The 20,845-nt window shown below is 38.6% G+C and carries 10 protein-coding genes; 4 read left to right on the top strand and 6 right to left on the bottom strand.

Annotation, left to right across the window (positions count from 1 at the left end):
• Positions 1 to 27: 27 nt before the first annotated feature.
• The 5 genes from HUV91_RS06600 to HUV91_RS06620 form a co-directional block, all read right to left on the bottom strand.
• Positions 28 to 933 carry a tetratricopeptide repeat protein gene (locus HUV91_RS06600; RefSeq protein ID WP_130072662.1) on the bottom strand — a complete coding sequence of 302 codons (906 nt, stop codon included), beginning with the start codon at positions 931 to 933 and terminating at the stop codon, positions 28 to 30.
• 112 nt (positions 934 to 1,045) lie between these two features.
• Entirely contained in the window at positions 1,046 to 1,420 is a 375-nt protein-coding gene (locus tag HUV91_RS06605; protein ID WP_174492916.1) for a hypothetical protein, read from the bottom strand.
• A gap of 88 nt (positions 1,421 to 1,508) precedes the next feature.
• Positions 1,509 to 1,943: a hypothetical protein gene (locus HUV91_RS06610; RefSeq protein WP_174492917.1), complete on the bottom strand. Its 435-nt coding sequence runs from the start codon at positions 1,941 to 1,943 to the stop codon at positions 1,509 to 1,511.
• Positions 1,944 to 2,051: 108 nt separating this feature from the next.
• Positions 2,052 to 6,590, bottom strand: coding sequence for a translocation/assembly module TamB domain-containing protein (locus HUV91_RS06615; protein WP_174492918.1), 4,539 nt, complete (start codon positions 6,588 to 6,590; stop codon positions 2,052 to 2,054).
• A 33-nt stretch (positions 6,591 to 6,623) separates the two neighbouring features.
• Complete coding sequence (locus HUV91_RS06620; RefSeq protein WP_174492919.1) at positions 6,624 to 9,341, bottom strand: autotransporter assembly complex protein TamA; 2,718 nt, start codon at positions 9,339 to 9,341, stop codon at positions 6,624 to 6,626.
• 180 nt (positions 9,342 to 9,521) lie between these two features.
• On the opposite strand from HUV91_RS06620, the gene HUV91_RS06625 reads away from it, so the two are divergent.
• The gene (locus HUV91_RS06625) at positions 9,522 to 10,841 is read left to right on the top strand and encodes an MFS transporter (protein WP_174492920.1); all 1,320 of its coding nucleotides are present in this window, start codon (positions 9,522 to 9,524) and stop codon (positions 10,839 to 10,841) included.
• A gap of 1 nt (position 10,842) precedes the next feature.
• Positions 10,843 to 11,478 (top strand): 2-polyprenyl-3-methyl-6-methoxy-1,4-benzoquinone monooxygenase, encoded by a 636-nt coding sequence (coq7, locus tag HUV91_RS06630; protein ID WP_174492921.1) that lies wholly within the window; start codon positions 10,843 to 10,845, stop codon positions 11,476 to 11,478.
• 84 nt (positions 11,479 to 11,562) lie between these two features.
• Here the strand turns inward: coq7 and HUV91_RS06635 are convergent, their stop codons facing one another.
• Positions 11,563 to 17,979, bottom strand: a complete 6,417-nt coding sequence (locus tag HUV91_RS06635) for an ESPR-type extended signal peptide-containing protein (protein ID WP_174492922.1) — start codon at positions 17,977 to 17,979, stop codon at positions 11,563 to 11,565.
• Positions 17,980 to 18,229: 250 nt separating this feature from the next.
• Between HUV91_RS06635 and HUV91_RS06640 the strand changes: the two genes are divergently transcribed.
• Both HUV91_RS06640 and HUV91_RS06645 read left to right on the top strand, forming a co-directional pair.
• Positions 18,230 to 18,925: a response regulator gene (locus HUV91_RS06640; RefSeq protein ID WP_174492923.1), complete on the top strand. Its 696-nt coding sequence runs from the start codon at positions 18,230 to 18,232 to the stop codon at positions 18,923 to 18,925.
• A complete protein-coding gene (locus HUV91_RS06645; RefSeq protein WP_228257047.1) occupies positions 18,922 to 20,790 on the top strand; it encodes an ATP-binding protein in 1,869 nt (622 codons plus the stop codon). Before HUV91_RS06640 ends, HUV91_RS06645 begins: the two co-directional genes overlap by 4 nt.
• Positions 20,791 to 20,845: the final 55 nt, after the last annotated feature.

Genomic DNA, 20,845 nt, shown 5'->3' on the forward strand with positions numbered 1-20,845 from the left:
ATGAAATCGCTTGCAAGATTTTTCGACTTAGCTCATCGGACATTCAATGGCAGTGTACACTTTACCATCGACCATACTTTTGACTTCACGACAGCCCTTTGAATCCGTTTCTGTACCTTGTAACATGGCAATGGCTTGTGGCACACCGGCTTGTGCTGCCTCTTGTATTAAGCGATAGGCTTTATCCTGATCTTTTTTCGTGCCAACACCGTTGTAATATGCCAAAGCAAGATTGACTTTCGCCATTGGTTCTCCAAGTTCAACTGACTTTTCTAACAATTCAACTGCTTTTTGGTCATTTTGTTTTACACCATCGCCACGGCTATAAAGTGTTGCTAAGTTTGCATAAGCCAAAGCATTATTTTGTTTTACGCCTTTTTCCAGGTACTCTACGGCTTTCTTATAATCTTGTTTTAGCCCCGTACCTTTGTAATACATCCAACCCAGATTGTTTAAAGCAAGACCATGATTTTGTTTGGCTGCAGCCTCTGTCCACCGAATCCCTTGTTCAATATTTTTCGGTAAAAGCTCACCTGTTAAATAATAACTCCCTAGAGTCGCCTGGGTGTGTGCATGTCCTGATTCAGCAACCTCAGTTAACAGTTTTGTTGCTTCCACAATATCTTGTTTTGAAACGTCTGGACGATGTAATAAGATCATACCCGCCATATATTTTGACTGAGCATCCCCCAAAGCCGCACCTTTTCTTGAATATTGCAATGCTTTTTGCTCATCTTTAGCAACTGTTTCTCCTTTGCCATACATGGCAATCAGTTGGTGAATCGCATCAAGATCCCCCTGATCCGCTTTTTTAACCAATTGTTGAACATTGTCTAAATATACTTTTCCATCGGCATAAGTCACAACAGAACATCCGAGTAAAAATAAAAAACCAAGTGTATGAATACAGCGTTGAATTTTAATAAGTTGCATAATAACCTTCTGGTGTTTTTAAAAAATTTTAATAAATTACATGTATATATTTATAATAGTATTTGAATTATTGCTATTATTTCAATCTTTACATACATAAAAAACCGTTCTATTAGAACGGTTTGTAATCTGGCATTTTTTTCGGGTCATGCGGTGTATTTAAACATTGTTCATATGCCTGCTGCTTAAACTTCGCTTGTACAGCCTCATGGTCTGCCTTTAACTCAGCATTTGGCATCGCATAAATTTTTTCAAGATACTGCAATATAAAGCCTTTAGTGGTTGGATCTGTGACTTTATTGGCATAATCCAAAGCTTCTTTTTTGCTAATACCATTTTGACGGTCTAAAGTGATTGAACGTGCTGCATTCCCAATACTCGTACAGTAACCTTTCCAAATTTCTTCAGGGGTAGCAGGTTTTTTTTCAGCACAACCCGATAAGACCACAACTGTACCAAGCACAGCGCAGGTGAATAAGTTTTTCATATATATCTCCTATCGGGGCTTATCATACTGAATTTGGTATCGCTTGGCAGTTAATCTTGCGCGTTTAATGCGTTTTAAACAAAAATTTTTAAAATTTATCTAAAAAATAGCGCTTAATTTCAGGATATTCATTCACAAAATAATCACTGGTCAAAAACAGCAAAATCTGCGGGTTTTTATCTGCAATTTTTAAAATCGCATTAAGCCTAGCGCTATGTTGCGCATTTACATAACGCCCAATAATCAATAATAACCATTCTTGTTCAGAACAAGCGGTCAAAAGATAGTTAAAGTTTCTATTCAAAGCGTGAGCAAATTCATCATCTGAAATGGTATCCAATCGGGCAAGAACGGTTTCTTGTATGCCAAAATCATCTTCTTGGCTAAAGGTATGAAATAAAGCATCGATGACTTTTGGACAAAGTGCTTGAGGCAATGCGTTAATCAGTGCAATAAACTCCTCAACGTCTGCTCCATATCGATCCAAATGACTTAATTTAAAAATAAGATGATCTATATTCACAAGTTAAAATTCCATAACATCTTTATTTTAATTTTTGACTATAAATCAAAAAGTGTACTTTCAACAAAAGTACACTTATACGATTGTTATCAAAATATATGAGGAACTTTAAAAACGCCAATGATAGAACAAGTCGATGGCTTTTTCTAAAGACTGACTTGCTTCTAAGTACAAGCGTTTATTCATTTGATAACGTAAGGTCAGTTTATTGACTGGTGTAAATACACCCACCCCATAACGAATATATAAGTCAGGGGTAATATAACCCGTTAAACTTACTTGGGTATCATCACCTGTACCTTGTGCATCTAATGCCAAACCACTTAAACCAAACGTTTGCCCTATTTGATTGGTAAAGGCACGAGTACCCCCCAAGCCTAAACTGATTCCTGCTGCTGCAATGGTATTGTTGACATCTGATTTAAAGCCCGCTTCATTACTTAAACCACTTGAACCTTCATTAATACGTCCTGTAATCAGCGCATTCATCGCCTCTTGGTCAGATAAACCAGCATCATTATAAACTTGGATATTTGGGCTGCTTGCAGTACCTGTGACCCGTAAGCCAACAGTACTTCCTGAAATCGTTTTATTGGCATCAACATCGAGTGTTGGATTTGCCAATGCGCCATTAAAACGAGCAATGGCACGATTAAGATCAAGTTTTTGCCCATAGGCTTCGATAGTCACTTTTTGACTAACACCAATGGCACCATTGGCACGCATTGCAGTCTCTAAGCCACGTTGAGATAAATACACACGCCCAATCAATGGAATACGACTATTAAAGCCTTGGAAGATAACTTTATTGCCTAGTTTAACATCAATATCTGCACGAATATCCCAAGGTTTAGCTGCTTTTAAAATCGCCAACTGATCATCCCCCTCATGTACAACACGTACATCAGAAGAAACATTGACTACTGGTGCACTCGACTCGGGCATTGAAATCAAGGCATTCGGTACATCGACTTTACCTTTGACTGTAATACGCTTACTCAAAGGATAAGCATCCATGCTCATATCGGTGTCTACAACAGCTGTAATCAACGGCGCTTGACGAACCAGTAATTTGTCACCTTTGAGTGACAATTGAATACGAGGATCATTCTTCCAATCAATGTTCCCTGTCAGTTTACCCACACCACGACCACTGTTGAATGCGCCATCGATAGTGGCTTGATTTTGTTGAATATGTGAATATAACTGTACATTGGTCAAATTTACAGGCAATGAAATCATACTGATTTCACCATTTTTTAATCGCAATGCACCATCAAACAAAGGCTGTGACAAAGTACCACTGATTTTCCCTGCAAGAGAAAGCGTGCCATCCAATTTACGTACATCTGCAATAAATGGCTTCAAGATTTTTAATTGCACTTCATTAAAAGCAACCTCACCACGCATATTTTTTTGCGCAGAATATGGATCAATCACCACACTCGCATAGCCTGTACCCACATTTGGCGCTTTCAGATCTACACGTGTTAATAAACCTTCTGCAATACTTTTCACAATAACACTGGCTTCATCATAGTTCATTGAGGTTGCGGGATCATCGGGATTTTCCGCAGCAATCCCAATTTGACCTTTACGTGTAATGAGTTTTGCATCAATTTTTGGACGTGAGCCTTGTGCCCAAGCAGCTTTGGCATAGCCATTTAGTTCACCTGTTAATGCTAAGCCTTCAGGCATAAATGCAGCAAAGTCATTTAAATCTAATTTTTGGGTAATAAATGAGACATTTCCTTTGGCTGGACTAACCCGTACAGGTTGATCAAAACATAATTTACTTTGTTTACTCGACCAACAATGCTGTCCAACGTAAACCTCAGATTTTGCGGATGTGAAAATAACAGGCGCTGCTTGATCTTGTATTAAATGCGCCCGTACCGAGTCAAACTCACCTTTTTGAATCTGACCTAGCCAATCATTTTGTGCATTAAAGCCACCTGCCAATTGCACATAAAATTTTGAGTAATAATTCCAACCTTGTAGTTGCAATAAGTGTGCTTTACGTGTGCCTGTTAAGGTGATCCCTGCATATTGAATCTGACGTGTACCGCTACGCAAATTATCCATACGTGCCACCATTTTTGCAGGTGCGGTATCTGACGTTGGTAACTCACCAATCAAACTCATTTTTTCAATACTGAAGCTATTATTCAAGCCAAATTTATCGACTTTAAGATTTGCTGTAGCACTTAAACGAGGCTGTGCTTGTAGGTTTAAATAACCATATGCTGTTCCCCTTAAACCAGGGTATAGCTCATATAAAGCAGGTGCATTAATTTTTAAACGTAAATTTTGTGCATTGCCTGTTGCTTGCACTTGATTTTGCGCATAAGACAAAAATAAATTATTGGCTTCAAACTGCTGCGGCATAAAGCCTTTCTCATTTGAATTAAGTACTACAGCCAAATTACCCTTACCACGTAAAGCTTTATTGTTAATAATCCCTGCCAAATTCAAATTTTGAATATTGATACGTTTTAAACGATCTGACCATGTGCCTTGTGTTTTCACATTACCAGATACTTCACCACGCACAGAAGACACAAAATATTGTGGTTTAAAGCGTACCAATGAAGCATTTACATCCCAACCAATCCCATTGCTCAGATAAACCAAACCACTGGCAAAGATTTTCCCTGCAATACCATCATGTTGTAATTCTGCAATTTTGATCAGTTCAGGTGTGCCTGAAACACGCACTTTGAGTACACCACTGCCTTGTTTAAACTGTGAAGCATTTAAAGTCCCATCATAATTGACCGCAAAACTTTTAAAACCACCACCGGCTTTTTCATCATAAAAAATGACTGCTGCCGTACTTGTACCTTTGAGTTGAATAGTTTCAGCTTTGGCTTGATCTGCCATGCGTCCAGTTAAATTAATGCCTGTTAAATGAATAATTTGTTGATTTGGCTTTGCATAGCCATTGGCTTTAATTTGACCATTTAACAGATTAACAGGTGCAGCAGGAACAACCGTTTGTGGATTAAAATCCTGAGCATTAAGTAATGCATTCCACTTTAACTGACGTTTTTCATTGGGTAACTCGACCACCGCATTACCCGTTAAACTGCCTTTACCTGCAACATAACGGAATGCTGGGACATGTAAATTATTGCCTTTAAGGTCAAGTTGGGCATTGTATTGCCCTGCAGGCAATGCACCTTTTTCGTGCTGACGTACAACTGTCGCCACATGAATATTTTGCTTTCCTTCCACCAATGCCAGTTTCACTTGACCATTTTCACTACTCAACCAACCAATATACGGCACTGCACGATCAATATTTTTCCACTGCACATCCATAAGCATTGGCTCAGGCGTTTTCTTTTTCTGCTCTGCCTGATCAAGTTTGAGATTCCATGCTTCATATTTGTCAAAATTAACATTGGCAGTTAAATGCATACCCTTTTGTAAAATACCTTTGGACGCAATATTGGCATCCAAACTTGGGGGTAAAAAATCTTGAATTGCTTGGGGAATCAATTTATCTTTGGGGTTAATACGGTCTAAACGCCCTTTCACATCCCAATTCACATGATCTTTCCAACTCACTAAGCCAGCGACATTGACTGCGCCCCCCATGACTTGACCATTGAAATTTTTGATATTTAACTGATTGATTAAATCGGTATGCGCTAAAGCACTATATTGACCTTGTGGAATATTTGCACCACTTAAATCAGTATTTAAGTCTAAATCTAAACCTTGAATGTCCCCGTTAAACTTGGCAATCCCGTCTTTTGCGAAGAGTTTTTGTTCAGGTAAAATAGGTAAATGGTAATTTTTTAAAATCAATGCACCTTGCATCGGTACATGTGGACGCATCGGATGCAATACTGCCCAAGCAGTTAATAATTCTGGTGTATGGGTTGCAATACCTGCTTGAATAGTATCGAGGGTTCCTCGTGCATGCACATAAATATCTTGAATATTTAAATGACTTAATGCAGGTAGATTTAAAATTGCTTTGGCTTTGAGTGGATATTTGCCTTTAAAATCCATCATCCCTTCGGCATTTTTAACTGCCAAATAGCCCATGTCCATACTCGAATTTTTAAACTTTAACTCAGTCCCAGACCATAAGGCATCTTCTAAATGCACATCTTTAAAATCAACCTTGCTGCTTGAGCTTTGAATCTGCAAATGATCAACATCTGCTTGGTCTAAACGCAGTACAAAAGGTAATTTGATTTCACTAAACTTAAAAGGCTCATTACTCGGTGGCGTTTTACTGATCACTCTAAGATTACGAACATCTGCATGACTCAAATGAATTTCTTTATCCAAAATCGCACGCCAACCCAAAGACACATCAGCCCGATCAATTTTGACATCCACAGCAGCCAAGGTCACTAAAACATTTTTTAAAATAATCCCTTGTAATAAATTCCCACTTTCATATTCATAGTGGATAATTTTTTGACTGGCTGCAACTCGATCTAATAAAAACTTACTGCCTTTATCCGTTGAAAACATCACAACCAACGCAGCAACTAATAAAACAATAACCAAGCCGATCGACAACAATACATTACGCAATATATTGTGCTTTTTCGGTGTCTGCTCAGCTTGTTGCGGAGGCTTTTGATCATTATTTTGAAGCTCTTGCTGTTTATCGTCAGCCATAATTATCCCAAATGTAAATTTTTATTGAATGAATTAAAGTTGTGAACCAATAAAGAAGTGTAAACGAATTGGATGATCAGGATCGGAAATACCTGATGCAACATCTAAACGAATAGGACCAATCGGTGATTTCCAACGAATCCCGACCCCTACGCCATATTCTGGATCATTGGAAAATTTTTCATCAAAGGCATTACCAAAGTCACTAAAGATCGCTGCACGCCATCCCTCTTTAAATTGATAATTGTATTCTAAAGAACCTACAGCCAAAGCTTGCCCGCCCATTTTATAGCCATATTCTTCTGGGGATAAACTCTTATAGTCAAAACCGCGTAAGCTTTGGTCACCTCCCGCAAAGAAGCGCAAGTTATAGGGGACTTGATCAAATTTTTTGGCAAAAATATAGCCTGTTTCTAAACCTGCCACAAATTGATGATCATCATTTTCCCCGAGTGAATACAATCCTTTCCACGTCGCGTTGACAATTGCCATATCCGTATCAGACAGTAAGCTTTCACTACCGAGTTGTACTTTATAAGATTGTTTAAAACCTCGCGTTGGATTAAGACGATTATCACTGCTGGTTTTCGATGCTTCATAACCCACCAATAAAGATTCTTGCTCTTGGTTCGCACCAGGCACTAAAAATGCTTCAGGAATTTTATCTATGTCCACAATACCTGATTGGGTCACTCGGTCTAAACGATAACGCAGTCCAAAGACATGTTGCCATTCCTTACGAGAACCTTTAATGATACGGTCTGCCCCTGCTACCGCAGACTCAATCACCAAGTTCATATCATTCCCGATACCATCACGTTGTTCGCGCTCATATCCCCCGACTAAACTAATATAGTCATTGAGTGGATGGTTATAAGGAATGTTATAGCGACCATCAAAAGATTGACGAATTTGTGATAATTCCATATTGGCATCAAATGAATGACCATAATGGTTCACAATGGCACGGCGATATTGTCCACGTAAACGTACACCTGTATCCGTACCGTAACCTATACCCGCTTCCACACTATTGAGACGGTCGGCATTTAAAGTAACAATAACAGGAATGACTTTTTCATCACGAGCTTTTTGCTGTAATAGCTCTGTTTCCGATTGTTTTTCTTGTTGCTGTACTTGTGCAATACGCGCATTTGGGTTGATTTCGCTAGTGCTTGTCCCTGCAAATTGCTTTTCATCTACGACATTTTGTGTCACTTCTTTCGCGGAGAATTGCTGTTTTTGAGTTTCTTTTTGATCTGCAAATGCTGCTTCTGAAACTTTCTCTTGATCCACTAAAGCTTGCAAATCAGGCGGTAACTCTAACGGTTTTTCAATTGGATCTGGCTTAACTGCATCCACTAAGGTGTAGTTAAAATAACGTGAGTTGGTTAAGTTATTCGCTAAAGCATTTACACGCCAAGCGGTATAATCTGCTCCTGCACTCCAAGGCGCCATAGATTTTAAGACTTTTAAATCTATGGGCAATGGCTTGCTTGGATCACTCATTCTAAATTCAACTTCACCGATCTTATAACGCTCACCCGTTTCATAACGTAAGTTAATGTCGGCTTTGTTTTGTGGTTGCGTCACTTTAACATCATGCAAACGCCAGTAGCTGTCAAAGAAACCATTGTTATTGGCAGCATCTACAATCCGTGATTTAGTGGTTTCATATAAACCATGATGTAAAATGTCACCTTCTTCTTGTTCAGGCAAAACACGAATCACTTGGAATTGGGCAAGATTTTGTCCTGCACCCGAATATTCTATCTCTTGTTTTTCAATGGTTACTGGGTCATTGGGTGTGACTAAAACTTTGACTTTATTTTCATTTAATTTCTGAAATTTAAACTGTGCATTATAATAGCCTACTGCTTGTGCGGCTTGATTGGCTAAAGTACGTAATTGTGGAACTGCAGAATTAAAATCAGAAAAAGCTTCTGTGGTAAAACTTGAAAGTTTCGCCTTAATATTATCACCAAGGATTGTAGGTGCACCCTCGACTTCAGCACTGATTCGAGAGACTTTTGCCGTATCAAATTTAGGTGGACGAATACGATATAAAGCCCGTTTGAAAATATTGGCTTCTTTTTGTTCCGTTTTTTGCTCGTTTGAATGATCGGTTAAAGTTTTACCTGATTCATTTTCCTGTACAATAATTTTATTATCTGATTCAATCGATTGCATCAATTGTTCAACATTTACAGGTGCTTGGGTAATTTCGCTAATTTCTTGCTGTGTTGCATCATTGACTGTAATTTCAGGTGCTTTTGCTACCCCATTACGAAAATTTTGTGCCTCGACTTTAGCTTCTTCTGCGACTTTAAAAATTTCATTGGCTAAATTTAAATCAACTGTATTATCAGGCAACTCTTCTAATTGTTCAAACGTTATTGGTTTAAATTCATTTAACTGACCTGCTGCTTGCTCTTGTTGTTGCAACATATCCACGCTATCTATAGCGATGGTTTTTTGATTTAGTTCAGCAACATTCTCGTCTATTTTATCAATTTTTACCTGACTTAAACCTTGTTGTTCTGCCGCTTTTTCAAGTTGTTCTGGCGTATTTCCTGCAACTGTATTTGTAGTTTCTGTTGTTTCAGATCTGTCCGCAGAGTGTGTAATTTGTGCTAAAAACACACTCAAAAAAACACTTGCACACAACAGTTTATTCCGTTCATTTGTGCTAAAAATATGCTGCATACAATGTGCAAGCACTGATTTTTTAAATTTGATTTTTGCTAGCATAGCAAGCTCTAAACACCCTAAAATATGAATGGAAAATAACAGTAATGAACGTCCCCAGACTACAACTTAAATCACTTGGTTTTTCACATTATCTTGGAAGTTAAAATATCATACATGATTTTGCGATATAGTTACTAAATCTCCACACTTCTTAATATAACTTAAATGAATGGTTTTCCGATGGAAAAAAATGAACATATCTTAGCAACACGGCGTTTTTTGCCCATGTTTATGACCCAATTTTTCGGGGCATTAAATGATAATGTGTTTAAAGGCTCATTACTCCTTGTGATTACCTACGGCTGGATTCATTTACATGGTACAGCGATTAGCACTTTAAATAATCTTGCTGCCCTGTTATTTATTTTGCCGTATTTTATTTTTTCTGCCACGGCGGGACAAATTGCAGACAAATATGAACGTTCTTCTTTGGTTCGTGCCATTAAAATCTTAGAAATTATCATCATGCTACTGGCAACAGTTGGTTTTATGATGGGCAATTTATGGGTTTTACTTTTTGCACTGTTTTTAATGGGCACCCACAGTACCTTTTTTGGTCCAATTAAATATGCGATTTTACCTGAGATTTTAAAGCCGAATGAATTAATGTCAGGGAATGCTTTATTTCAGTCAGGCACTTCGATTGCGATTTTATTGGGAACGATCATAGGCGGTGCTGTGATTTCTGTCTCTGCAGGCAATTTAATTTGGATCAGTCTGACGGTTGTGGCGATCGCAGTACTAGGTTTTGTCGCGAGTCTTTTTATTCTTAAACAACCGACTTCAAATACACAGTTAAAAATAGATTGGAATTTTGTGCGTACCAGTTATCAGACCATAAAATATGCGAAAAGTTTACCTTTGGTATTTTTAGTCTTATTAGGAAATTCATGGTATTGGTTTTATGGTGCGACCTATTTAACGCAAATACCACAAGTGACTTTGCAAAACTTACATGCCAATGAAAATGTTTCAAGCCTATTATTGACGTTCTTTTCTGTTGGTATCGGCGTGGGTTCTTTATTATGCCGTAAATTTGGTGGTCGTGAAGTCAATATTAAAATGGTCCCGATTGGCGCAATCGGTTTAACCATTTTCGCTTTTTATTTTGCGGCAAGTTTGGCATTTATTCCACACTATACAGGCGAGTTATTAGGCATTGCACAGGTATTTCAAGCAGGTTGGGCGTATTATCATGTCATGCTTGCTGTCACATTACTTGGTATTTGTGGTGGTTTTTATATCGTACCACTCTATGCCATGATGCAAGCGTATACCCCAAAATCACATCGCGCTCGTGTCGTTGCTGCTAACAATATTTTTAATGCGATATTTATGGTTTCATCAGCAATTTTCTCTATACTTATTTTAAGTGTACTCAAACTTGATATTAAAATATTATTTAGCATTACAGCAATTTTAAGCGGCATATTCTGTATTGGGTTATTAATGCGTTTAAAACCATTAATCGCAACAACTCAAATCACATTGGAGGACTAACATGCGTCATTACACTGGCATCGACAAATTGATTCACTCTTTTGATCAAGCCTTAAGAAGTTTAGTTCCCGGCACGACTTCCGCACAGCGTAGAAATCCTTCTGAAAACACTGAAACCAAGCTTGCTGTCAGTGAAGCACGTCATGTAGCAGGTTTAATGCGTGTCAATCATAGTGGCGAAGTGTGTGCACAAGCACTGTATCATGGACAAGCTTTGACCGCGAAATTGCCCAATGTACGCCGTGAAATGGAGTTTGCTGCGATTGAAGAGCAAGATCATTTGGCATGGTGCGAAGATCGTTTAAAAGAGTTAGACAGTCACACAAGTTTATTGAATCCTGTTTGGTATGGTTTATCTTTCGGTATGGGAGCGATTGCAGGAATCGCAGGAGATAAATACAGCTTAGGATTTGTCGCTGAAACTGAACGTCAAGTGAGTTTGCATTTACAACATCATATTAGCCAACTGCCACCGCAAGATGAGCGTTCACGTAAAATTTTGCTACAAATGAATGAAGATGAGTTACATCATCGAGACACAGCATTAAAGGCAGGTGGGGTGGATTTACCAATTCCAGTAAAAATTACAATGACTGCAATTTCTAAGCTAATGACCAAGACCAGTTATTTTATTTAATTGTTTTGTATTTTAATTTTTTAAAATAAGCAATAAAAAGAGCATCCTAGGATGCTCTTTGATCTAAATCAAGTAGAATATTTTTTACCAACTAAAGCCAACACCCACACCACCAGATTTTTCTTCCTCGGTCATAGCACCGCCTAAACTGATGCTGGTATTGTCATTAATCATACGTTGGTAACCCACAGCAACGGCTTTTTCATCCCCTTGAAAGCCTGCACCCACCCCCACTCGATTACGCCCTTTAAGACCTGAAGTACTATTTGCCATGTTCATCATTGCTGCTGTCATCGCCCCCTGACGATCAAAACGTTTATCAACCTCATGGAAACGACGATCTGTTTCTAAACGATGGTCTGAGAATGCACGCTCTAAACGATTAAATTGAGTATCTGTATATTCTTTCGAAGATTTTAAAGTTTCTGCCTCAGCTGCTTGCATTTGTCTTAAGTTCACAGCATCGGTTGCTTCGGTTGCATCTGCCACATGAATGATTTGTCGTTCAGCATCTTTTGCTCCAACAGATACTGTATTATCTCGATCTGATGCTGAATTATTACCTAGAACCACGGCATTTTTGGCTTCAGTGTTGATATTATTTCCTAATACAAAAGTACCATCACCTTTAATTGCATTGTCATTACCAACAGCATAACTATTATTGCCTGACACCTTGTTTGGATCACCAAAAGCACCTGAACGCTCACCAGCCACAATATTCCCTTTGCCCACAGCAGTAGATTGATGACCTGTGACTGTAGAACCTTGCCCAATGGAAGTAGATTGATTGCCTGAAGCCACTGCACCATCACCAATTGCAACAGAACCTGAACCAGTAGCTTGTGCAGGAGTTAAATTATTTTGATCTGCATTTACAGTAACCAAAGGATTACTCTGACTATTGAGCCACTGTTGTTCCGTTCCTTTGTACCCATTTTTTACTGCAACATCATAAGCACTAAGACCTTGATCACCTTTATCGCCTTTCGCACCATCTTTGCCATTTAAACCATCAAGACCATTGGCTCCGTCTTTACCGTTTAGACCATCTTTGCCCGACGCACCTGTTAAGCCTTGATCTCCCTTATCGCCTTTCGCACCATCTTTGCCATTTAAACCATCAAGACCATTAGCTCCGTCTTTACCGTTTACACCATCTTTGCCCGACGCACCTGTTAAGCCTTGATCTCCCTTATCGCCCTTCGCGCCATCTTTTCCATTCAAGCCATCAAGACCATTGCTACCATCTTTACCGTTTACACCATCTTTGCCTGATGCACCTGTTAAACCTTGATCTCCCTTATCGCCCTTCGCGCCATCTTTACCATTCAAGCCATCAACACCATTGGCACCTGTATCGCCTTTCGCACCTTGAAGTGAACTAAGCCACTGTGTTTCTGTTCCTGTAAATCCGTTATTTTTTGCAATATCATACGCACTTAAACCATTTGCACCTGCCACTCCGCCTGTAGTTTCAACTTTAGATAATCGGGTATCTAAATTTGTCAGCTTCGTATCTACAGCAGTCAATGCGCTTCCTACATCTCTGTAATTTCGATTTTGAATCGTAAAGCTTGGTGCAACAAAGTTGCCATTATTAAATGCGGCTCCTCCTCCTAATGATGAAACGAATGCATTTTCATTACGTTGCACTTGGTTCTGTGTCGCTGCAACATTACCACTCAGATTAAAAAGATCTGCTTGAGCTTGCCCTACATCACTCTGCAAATTGGTGATCTGGCTTTCTGCTGTGCCGACACGACCATCTAAGGCGTTCAAATTCGTTTGAGTCGTACCCAAGTTGGTTTGCAAGGTATCAATGTCTGTTTCTGTTTGTGTTACACGCGTATCTAGACCTGTAATCGCTGTGCTATTTGTTGTAATGTCTGACTGCGCTTGTACCACATCCCCCTGTAAATTGGTGATATTGTTTTCTGCCGTGCCGACACGACCATCTAAGGCGTTCAAATTCGTTTGAGTCGTACCTAAGTTAGTTTGCAAGGTATCAATGTCTGTTTCTGTTTGTGTTACACGCGTATCTAGACCTGTAATCGCTGTGCTATTCGTTGTAATGTCTGACTGCACTTGTACCACATCCCCCTTTAAATTGGTGATCTGGCTTTCTGCTGTGTCGACACGACCATCTAGGGTGGTCAAATTCGTTTGAGTCGTACCTAAGTTAGTTTGCAAGGTAACAATATCTGTTTCTGTTTGTGTTACTCGAGTATCTAAGGCCGTTACATTGCTATTGGCGGCATTTAACTGACGGCCTGTCACCGCATCGGTTGAAGTAATATCTAAAGTCGCATCTTGTAAGTTAGTCAGTTTGGTTCCGTTGGTACCTTGTAGACGCACAATATCTTTGTTGACTGTGTCATAAACAACGGCATTCGCTGAAATTCCAACTAAACCATTTTGTAAAGCAGCAATATCATTTGTATTGGTCGTAACTCGCCCATCCAACGCATTCACTGTACTTTGGTCAGCTTTCACCTTTAATTGTCCAAAGTTCACAGCATCATCATCATTAACGCCTGCTTTAAGATTACTAATGCTCGTGCCTGCTGTACCTGCTAAAGTAATGTGTTCTTTGTTTGAGCCTGTATCATACAATACAGCATCTGCGGTTTTCTGATCTGTATAGCCTTTGGCAGTGCTTAATGTCGATGCAGTTTCTTGATCTGTATAGCCTTTGGCAGTGGTTAAAGTCGATGCAACTTCTTGATCTGTATAGCCTTTTGCAGTGCTTAATATTGATGCAACTTCTTGATCGGTATAACCTTTGGCAGTGGTTAATGTCGATGCAACTTCTTGATCGGTATAACCTTTGGCAGTGCTTAATGTCGATGCAGTTTCTTGATCTGTATAGCCTTTGGCAGTGGTTAAAGTCGATGCAACTTCTTGATCTGTATAGCCTTTTGCAGTGCTTAATGTTGATGCAACTTCTTGATCGGTATAACCTTTGGCAGTGGTTAATGTCGATGCAGTTTCTTGATCTGTATAGCCTTTGGCAGTGGTTAATGTCGATGCAACCTCTTGATCTGTATAGCCTTTTGCAGTGGTTAATGTTGTGGTTAAACCTGTATTCAAATCCGTAGTGGATGCTTTGGTTGCTAAACCTGTATTTGCATCATTCACTTGATTATTTAATGCCGTGAAATCAGTTTTATCGGTTTTTAAAGCCAAGCCAGCATTTAAATCCGTTGTTGATGCTTTCGTTGCAACTACATCATTGGTTGCATTTAACTGTTTACCTGTTACTGCATCAGTTGATGCTATATCTAAAGTTGCATCTTGTAGATTGGTAATTTTGGTGCTTGCTGTACCTGCAAGTGTGATTTGATTTTTAGTTGTACTATCATATTTCACAGCAAGATTTGTTGCATCATCCACATATTTTTTATTGGCTGCATCAGTATCCATATTTGGTGTTGCAACATGGGTAATTTGTTTTTCTGTCCCTGCTTTACCGACAGAAATACTATTCTCTCGGTCAGTTTCGGCTTGGTAACCAATCGCAGTAGCATTGTTATGCGTGGCTTTGCTTTCTACACCAAAGGCACTGCTTTGGTAGCCTGTCGCTTGGTTACCCACGCCAACCGCACTGCTAAAAAGCCCTGAGGCAGTGTTCCTATACCCCAACGCACTGCTACCACTACCTGAGGCAATGTTGCCTGTACCAATAGCATTACTCCTATCCCCAAGCGCAAAATTTGCACCGATTTGGATTGCATTAATAAATTGTTGTACGGCCGTGGGATTTGTTGCTTTTGTAACAGTTATACCATTTAAAGTATAGCTGTCTATATCAAATAAATTTGTGCCCGTACCTGTGGTGGTAACGTTCACTCCACCTACTAACGTGATTTTTCCGCTGCCATCTGTTGTAATTGAGTGCGAAAAGCCTGAAGCTGCCCCCAACGCACTGCTAGCACTACCTGAGGCAGTATTCCTATACCCCAAAGCACTGCTCCCACCCCCTGAGGCAGTATTCGCAAACCCCAACGCACTGCTCCCACCCCCTGAGGCAGTATTCCTATACCCCAACGCACTGCTACTATACCCTGAGGCAGTATTTCTATTCCCCAACGTAATACTATTATTGCCATAAGAAAGATTATTTAAACCAACTGAAACACTGCTCTCACCGATAGCCATACTCGCACTTCCTAAGAGCTCAATAAAATTGCTTTTTTCACTATCGCTTACTAAATTTACACCTTGTACTGATATCAATTTAGATGGATTATTAAGCAATTCTATGAAATCGCCTGTTGTAGTTGTGACAGGTATACCATTAAGAGTATTAATGTATCCTGTGCTTACATCTATGCTTAAAGTCCACGATTTTCCACTGCTCGTACGAGAACCTACTACTAGAGAGTCTTTGCCCATACTCCAACTACTATTTCCATATGCAACACTGTTGTCCCCAGTAGCTTTATTCATATACCCCAACGCACTGCTATTATTACCTGAGGCAGTATTCCCATACCCCAACGCACTGCTTTGGTAGCCTGTCGCTTGGTTACGCACACCCACTGCACTACTTAAATGCCCCGATGCGGTATTGCTTACACCAAAGGCATTACTCGCAATGCCTGAAGCTGTGTTTTGAGTAATATAACTTGCTTTTAATGCTGTTAAAAACTCAGTTTTTTGTGCTTCGGTTAAGCTACTATTGTTATCAATACTGCTAATATTTTGCGCTGTTAAACCTGCTACACTGCTAACCGCTGTAGTGGTCACAATACGATAGCCCGCAACATCATAGGTATTAGTTTGACCTGTTACGCTACTCATTAGTGGGGTGAAACTATTACCCGATCCCATCGCATTGGCTAAATAACCTGCGGCTTGGCTTTTATTCCCCACAGCTGTCGCATTTTGCTTATTGGCATTATTACTATACCCCAACGCACTGCTAGCACTACCTGAGGCATTATTATTATTCCCCACCGCACTACTTAACGTCCCTGAGGCTGTATTTGTTACACCCATTGCAGAACTGTTCATTCCAACAGCAATATTACCGCCTTTTTTCGCAGCATTTATAAAATCAGCTACTTGAGCAGTATCGGTAACAACAGTGCCATTCCCCATAGTAAATGACGTAATATTATCAAGATTAGTACCTGTTGCTGTAACAGCAATACCACCTACTGTAGCTAACTTACCTGCGGCATTGTTTGTCGTAGTATGGGCTATACCACTAGCACTGCCTAAGGCAGTATCATTCGTATGGTGGTCATAGTTATCTGATGAACCACCTGAACTTGCCACCAAACTTTGCACTTGTTGTAAATTCACTGCATCAGTGGCTTGAGTTGCATTTGCCACATGGGTAATTTGTTTTTCTGCCCCAGCCTTACCTACCGATATACTATTAACTCGGTCAGTTTCTGAACCAAAGCCGAGTGCAGTTGCACCTTCATGACTTGCAATGCTATTACTACCAAATGCGCTGCTATTTTTTGCAGTGGCTTGGTTGTTATAACCCACTGCGCTACTGAATGTACCTGAACTGGTATTTAAACTTCCTACTGAGATACTACGAGTACCTGAAGCAGTATTACTGATCCCAAATGCATTACTTGCAATACCTGAAGCTGTATTAGTTGGTGAAAAACCATTTATTAAAGTAATAAAAGTACTTTTTTCTACATCACTTAATGCGTATCCATCAATTGTCACAATATTTGAAACAGTTAAATCATTAGCAGAAGTAATTGCTGTTGTGGTCACTATAGTAGAACCACCAACAGTTATTTTTTTATTATTTGTCGGATCAATTTTAAAATCATAATTATACGCTTGTCCACCTGAACCTATAGCATTCGACATAATTCCTGTTGCTTGGTTGTTGGTTCCAATTGCATTTGCATTTGATTTATTTGCATTATTTTGATAACCGACTGTACTACCATAAACACCTGATAACGTATTTTTATAGCCTATAGCATTACCAAACATAGTAGAAACTGTGTTTTCAATACCTATTGCTGAACTAAAACCAACTTCAGTTTTATTTTTGTGACCAATAGCATTGGTATAATCACCTTTCGCAATATTTTCCACACCAATCGCACTACTTGAATTGCCATAGCTTTTGTTTATATTTCCGACTACAACACTATTTTCATTGGTTGCTTCGTTATCTCGACCTATAGCAACCGCATTTTTGTTAATCGCTAGATTGTTAAAACCACAAGCAAATGAGTTAGGACCTGGAGAATAACTCCCTAAATTTTGCTCTCCAGTAGCATTACTCCCATCACAAATTTCACCAGCCCATACTCCCATTCCTGTGGACAAACTTATACTTAGAACCAAAGTTTTAACCATTATCACACTATTAGATGTTGAAACGAATGGTGTGAATATATGAGATGATTTATCTATAGTATGATTTGTCTTCCCTGCACTTTTTGCATTTTCAGACACAACAACCATACGTCCTAAAGACTTATTCCAAATTTTTTTAAAAATGTGATTCATGACTTAAACTTCCATTTATGTAGTAATTGTTATTATTTCAATACATATTTGTTATTTTTTATATCCCTGAGATCAGGTATTCTGACTAACATTATTTAAAATAAATAAAATTAATATTTCCCAATAATAACAATATTATCTTTAAACTTTATTGAATTACGCCAAAAAACCATCAAATACCCAATTTCAGGGATATGCAAAGCATAAGAATAAAGGCACAGTATAGAAAATAAATTATTAGAGAGTTGTGATGATTAATAATGAGTTAAGTTTACCTGTTCCTGTCATTATTGTTGAAGATGAACCACTTATCCAAGTTCGCCTCAAAGAAATATTACTCAACATTGGCTATATGCCTGAAAATTTGTTTTTTGCAACCAATTTAAAACAAGCCCATTCCTTATTACAAAGGCATTCTGTTTCATTTGCACTCATCGATCTCGGTTTGCCTGATGGCAATGGCATAGATTTTATTAAAACTTTAAAAAAATATGATCCGAGTATTTTAGTGCTCGTTGTGTCAGCATGGAGTACAGAAGATGCGATTCTCATGGCGATCAGTGCAGGTGCAACAGGCTATGTGTTAAAAGAACGAGATAACCTTGAAGTTATGCTCTCTATCCGCAGTGTACTTCGTGGCGGTGCTCCGATTGATCCTTTTATTGCACAAAAAATCTTACAAAAATTGCATTTGGATGAATCATCAAGCCAAGTCATGTCAACTGAATCGACTAAAAAACAGGAAAGTACCGAAGTTTTATCAAAACGTGAACAAGAGATTTTAATTTTAGTTTCACAAGGTTTAAGCAATAAAGAAATTGCGGAACAGCTCAATCTTTCTCGTTATACCATAGAGTCACATGTCAAACATATTTATAGAAAATTATCGGTATCGACGCGTATTATGGCTGTAGATGTTGGACGAAATTTAGGAATTTTAGATTGATTTTACGTCTAATTTTAAGCTTTGCTTTATATTTTATTTTTCACCTCACTTATGCACAGCCTTTGGTAGAAACACCCACAACATTAAATAACTGTGATTTTAAAATCATCAGCACACAAGTGGTTAAAGTCACCGATAACTCAGACCAGATTCCTCAAACAGGATGGGAAAATATAGCTTTGCCACACAATTGGGATATAGCATGGAAAAACTACTCAGGTACAGCATGGTATAAAATTCTTTGGCAACGTCATTGCAACTCAAAAGTTGCTCAAGTACAGCCTGCTGCTTTTGTTGTCGATCGGATTAACATGGCAGGAGCAGTCTATAGTAATCATGAACTCCTTTGGCATGATCAATCTATGGTTGAGCCTTTATCTCGTAGTTGGAATATTCCACGGATGTGGATCTTACCCGCTTCCACCCTGAACTCAGATACAAATGAAATTTTGATTAAAGTCATTGGAGTACAAACTCAAGCGTCAGGTTTAAATAAAATTGTGTTTAACTCAGTCGATTATATTACTCAGTTGCATCAACAATATATTCTTGAAAGACGTAGCACTTATTTTATTAATCTAATTATTACTTTGGTTTTAGGCTTAACAGGTTTGTTTATATGGTTATTCCGTCGTAAGGAAGATGCTTTTGGTTGGTTTGCTTTAACATCGCTATTTTGGATTTTATTTATTAGCAATATTTTAATGACCAAACCATTGCCATTTACAGATACATTGCTAACATCTCGTCTAAATATAATATTTCTATTGGGCTATGTAAGCTGTTTATGTTTATTTTCATGGCGCTTTGCCAAACAGCGCTATCAAAGAACAGAATATATCTTGTTTGGTATCAGTATATGCCTCGCTATTTTATTATTAGTTGTACCGCTACAATATTTAAAAAATACCCTTCTATTTTGTTTTATTTATAGTGCTTTAGTATTTTTTAGCAACTGCCTATACTTTCAATGGCTAGCGTATAAAAATCGTAGTGCCGAAATATTTATGTTAGCAGCAGTTTTTATTATTTTTATAGTGATTTGCCTACATGACGTTGTAATCTATCAAGCTAATATTCATGCGTTTTTGTGGTTACCATTTGCAGCACCTGTGACCAGTTTGGCGATCTCCTGTATTTTAGCATGGCGCATTGCACAAAATATTAACCAAGTGGAGCTATTTAATAAAAAATTGAGTAAGACAGTTGAAACAATTACCTTAGATTTAGAACAATCATTAAGTAAAAAATATCAACTTGAAGCCAATAATATGCGACTCCAAGAACGTTTAAACCTTGCGCATGAATTGCATGATGGTTTAGGTGGCTCAATTTCCCGTTCAATGATTTTGCTCGATTTAAATGACAATATCGACAAAGCACAAATGATGTCGATACTTAAACTATTACGTAATGATTTACGTCAAGTTATAGACTCAGGTTCTAGCTTTGGCTCTAAAGTTCCTGACAATCCTGTACTTTGGGCAGCTCCCGTACGCCATCGTTTCGTACAAATTTTTGAAGAAATGGATATACATTCAACATGGCAAATGCCAACTGCATGGAAAAACACACCAAGTATGATTCAATCTCTTACTTTGGCACGTGTCTCTGAAGAAGCTCTCAATAACATTGTCAAACACAGTCAAGCCACAGAAGTGAAAGTGACCTTATATGAAAATGAACAAGCATGTTTAATTTTAGAAATTCAAGATAATGGCGTTGGCTTTGATGCGGCTTCGGTACAGCAAGGTTTTCATGTCGGTTTACACAGTATGCAAGTGCGTGTGCAGCGCTTAGGCGGTGATTTTGAAATGTTATCAACAGTAGGAGAAACCATCATTCGTACATCCATTCAACTTTAAAACCAACTCAACCTGTGTATACACCAAAAGATAAGAGAGGATGTCATCCTCTCTT

The organism is Acinetobacter sp. Marseille-Q1623 (assembly GCF_902809895.1).
Lineage (GTDB): Bacteria > Pseudomonadota > Gammaproteobacteria > Pseudomonadales > Moraxellaceae > Acinetobacter > Acinetobacter piscicola_A.

What these genes read in the sequence shown, in the direction of transcription:
- HUV91_RS06600 (WP_130072662.1), bottom strand. Translation starts at nt 933, where the DNA reads ATGCAACTTATTAAAATTCAACGCTGTATTCATACACTTGGTTTTTTA.
- HUV91_RS06605 (WP_174492916.1), bottom strand. Translation starts at nt 1,420, where the DNA reads ATGAAAAACTTATTCACCTGCGCTGTGCTTGGTACAGTTGTGGTCTTA.
- HUV91_RS06615 (WP_174492918.1), bottom strand. Translation starts at nt 6,590, where the DNA reads ATGGCTGACGATAAACAGCAAGAGCTTCAAAATAATGATCAAAAGCCT.
- HUV91_RS06620 (WP_174492919.1), bottom strand. Translation starts at nt 9,341, where the DNA reads ATGCTAGCAAAAATCAAATTTAAAAAATCAGTGCTTGCACATTGTATG.
- HUV91_RS06625 (WP_174492920.1), top strand. Translation starts at nt 9,522, where the DNA reads ATGGAAAAAAATGAACATATCTTAGCAACACGGCGTTTTTTGCCCATG.
- coq7 (WP_174492921.1), top strand. Translation starts at nt 10,843, where the DNA reads ATGCGTCATTACACTGGCATCGACAAATTGATTCACTCTTTTGATCAA.
- HUV91_RS06635 (WP_174492922.1), bottom strand. Translation starts at nt 17,979, where the DNA reads ATGAATCACATTTTTAAAAAAATTTGGAATAAGTCTTTAGGACGTATG.
- HUV91_RS06640 (WP_174492923.1), top strand. Translation starts at nt 18,230, where the DNA reads ATGATTAATAATGAGTTAAGTTTACCTGTTCCTGTCATTATTGTTGAA.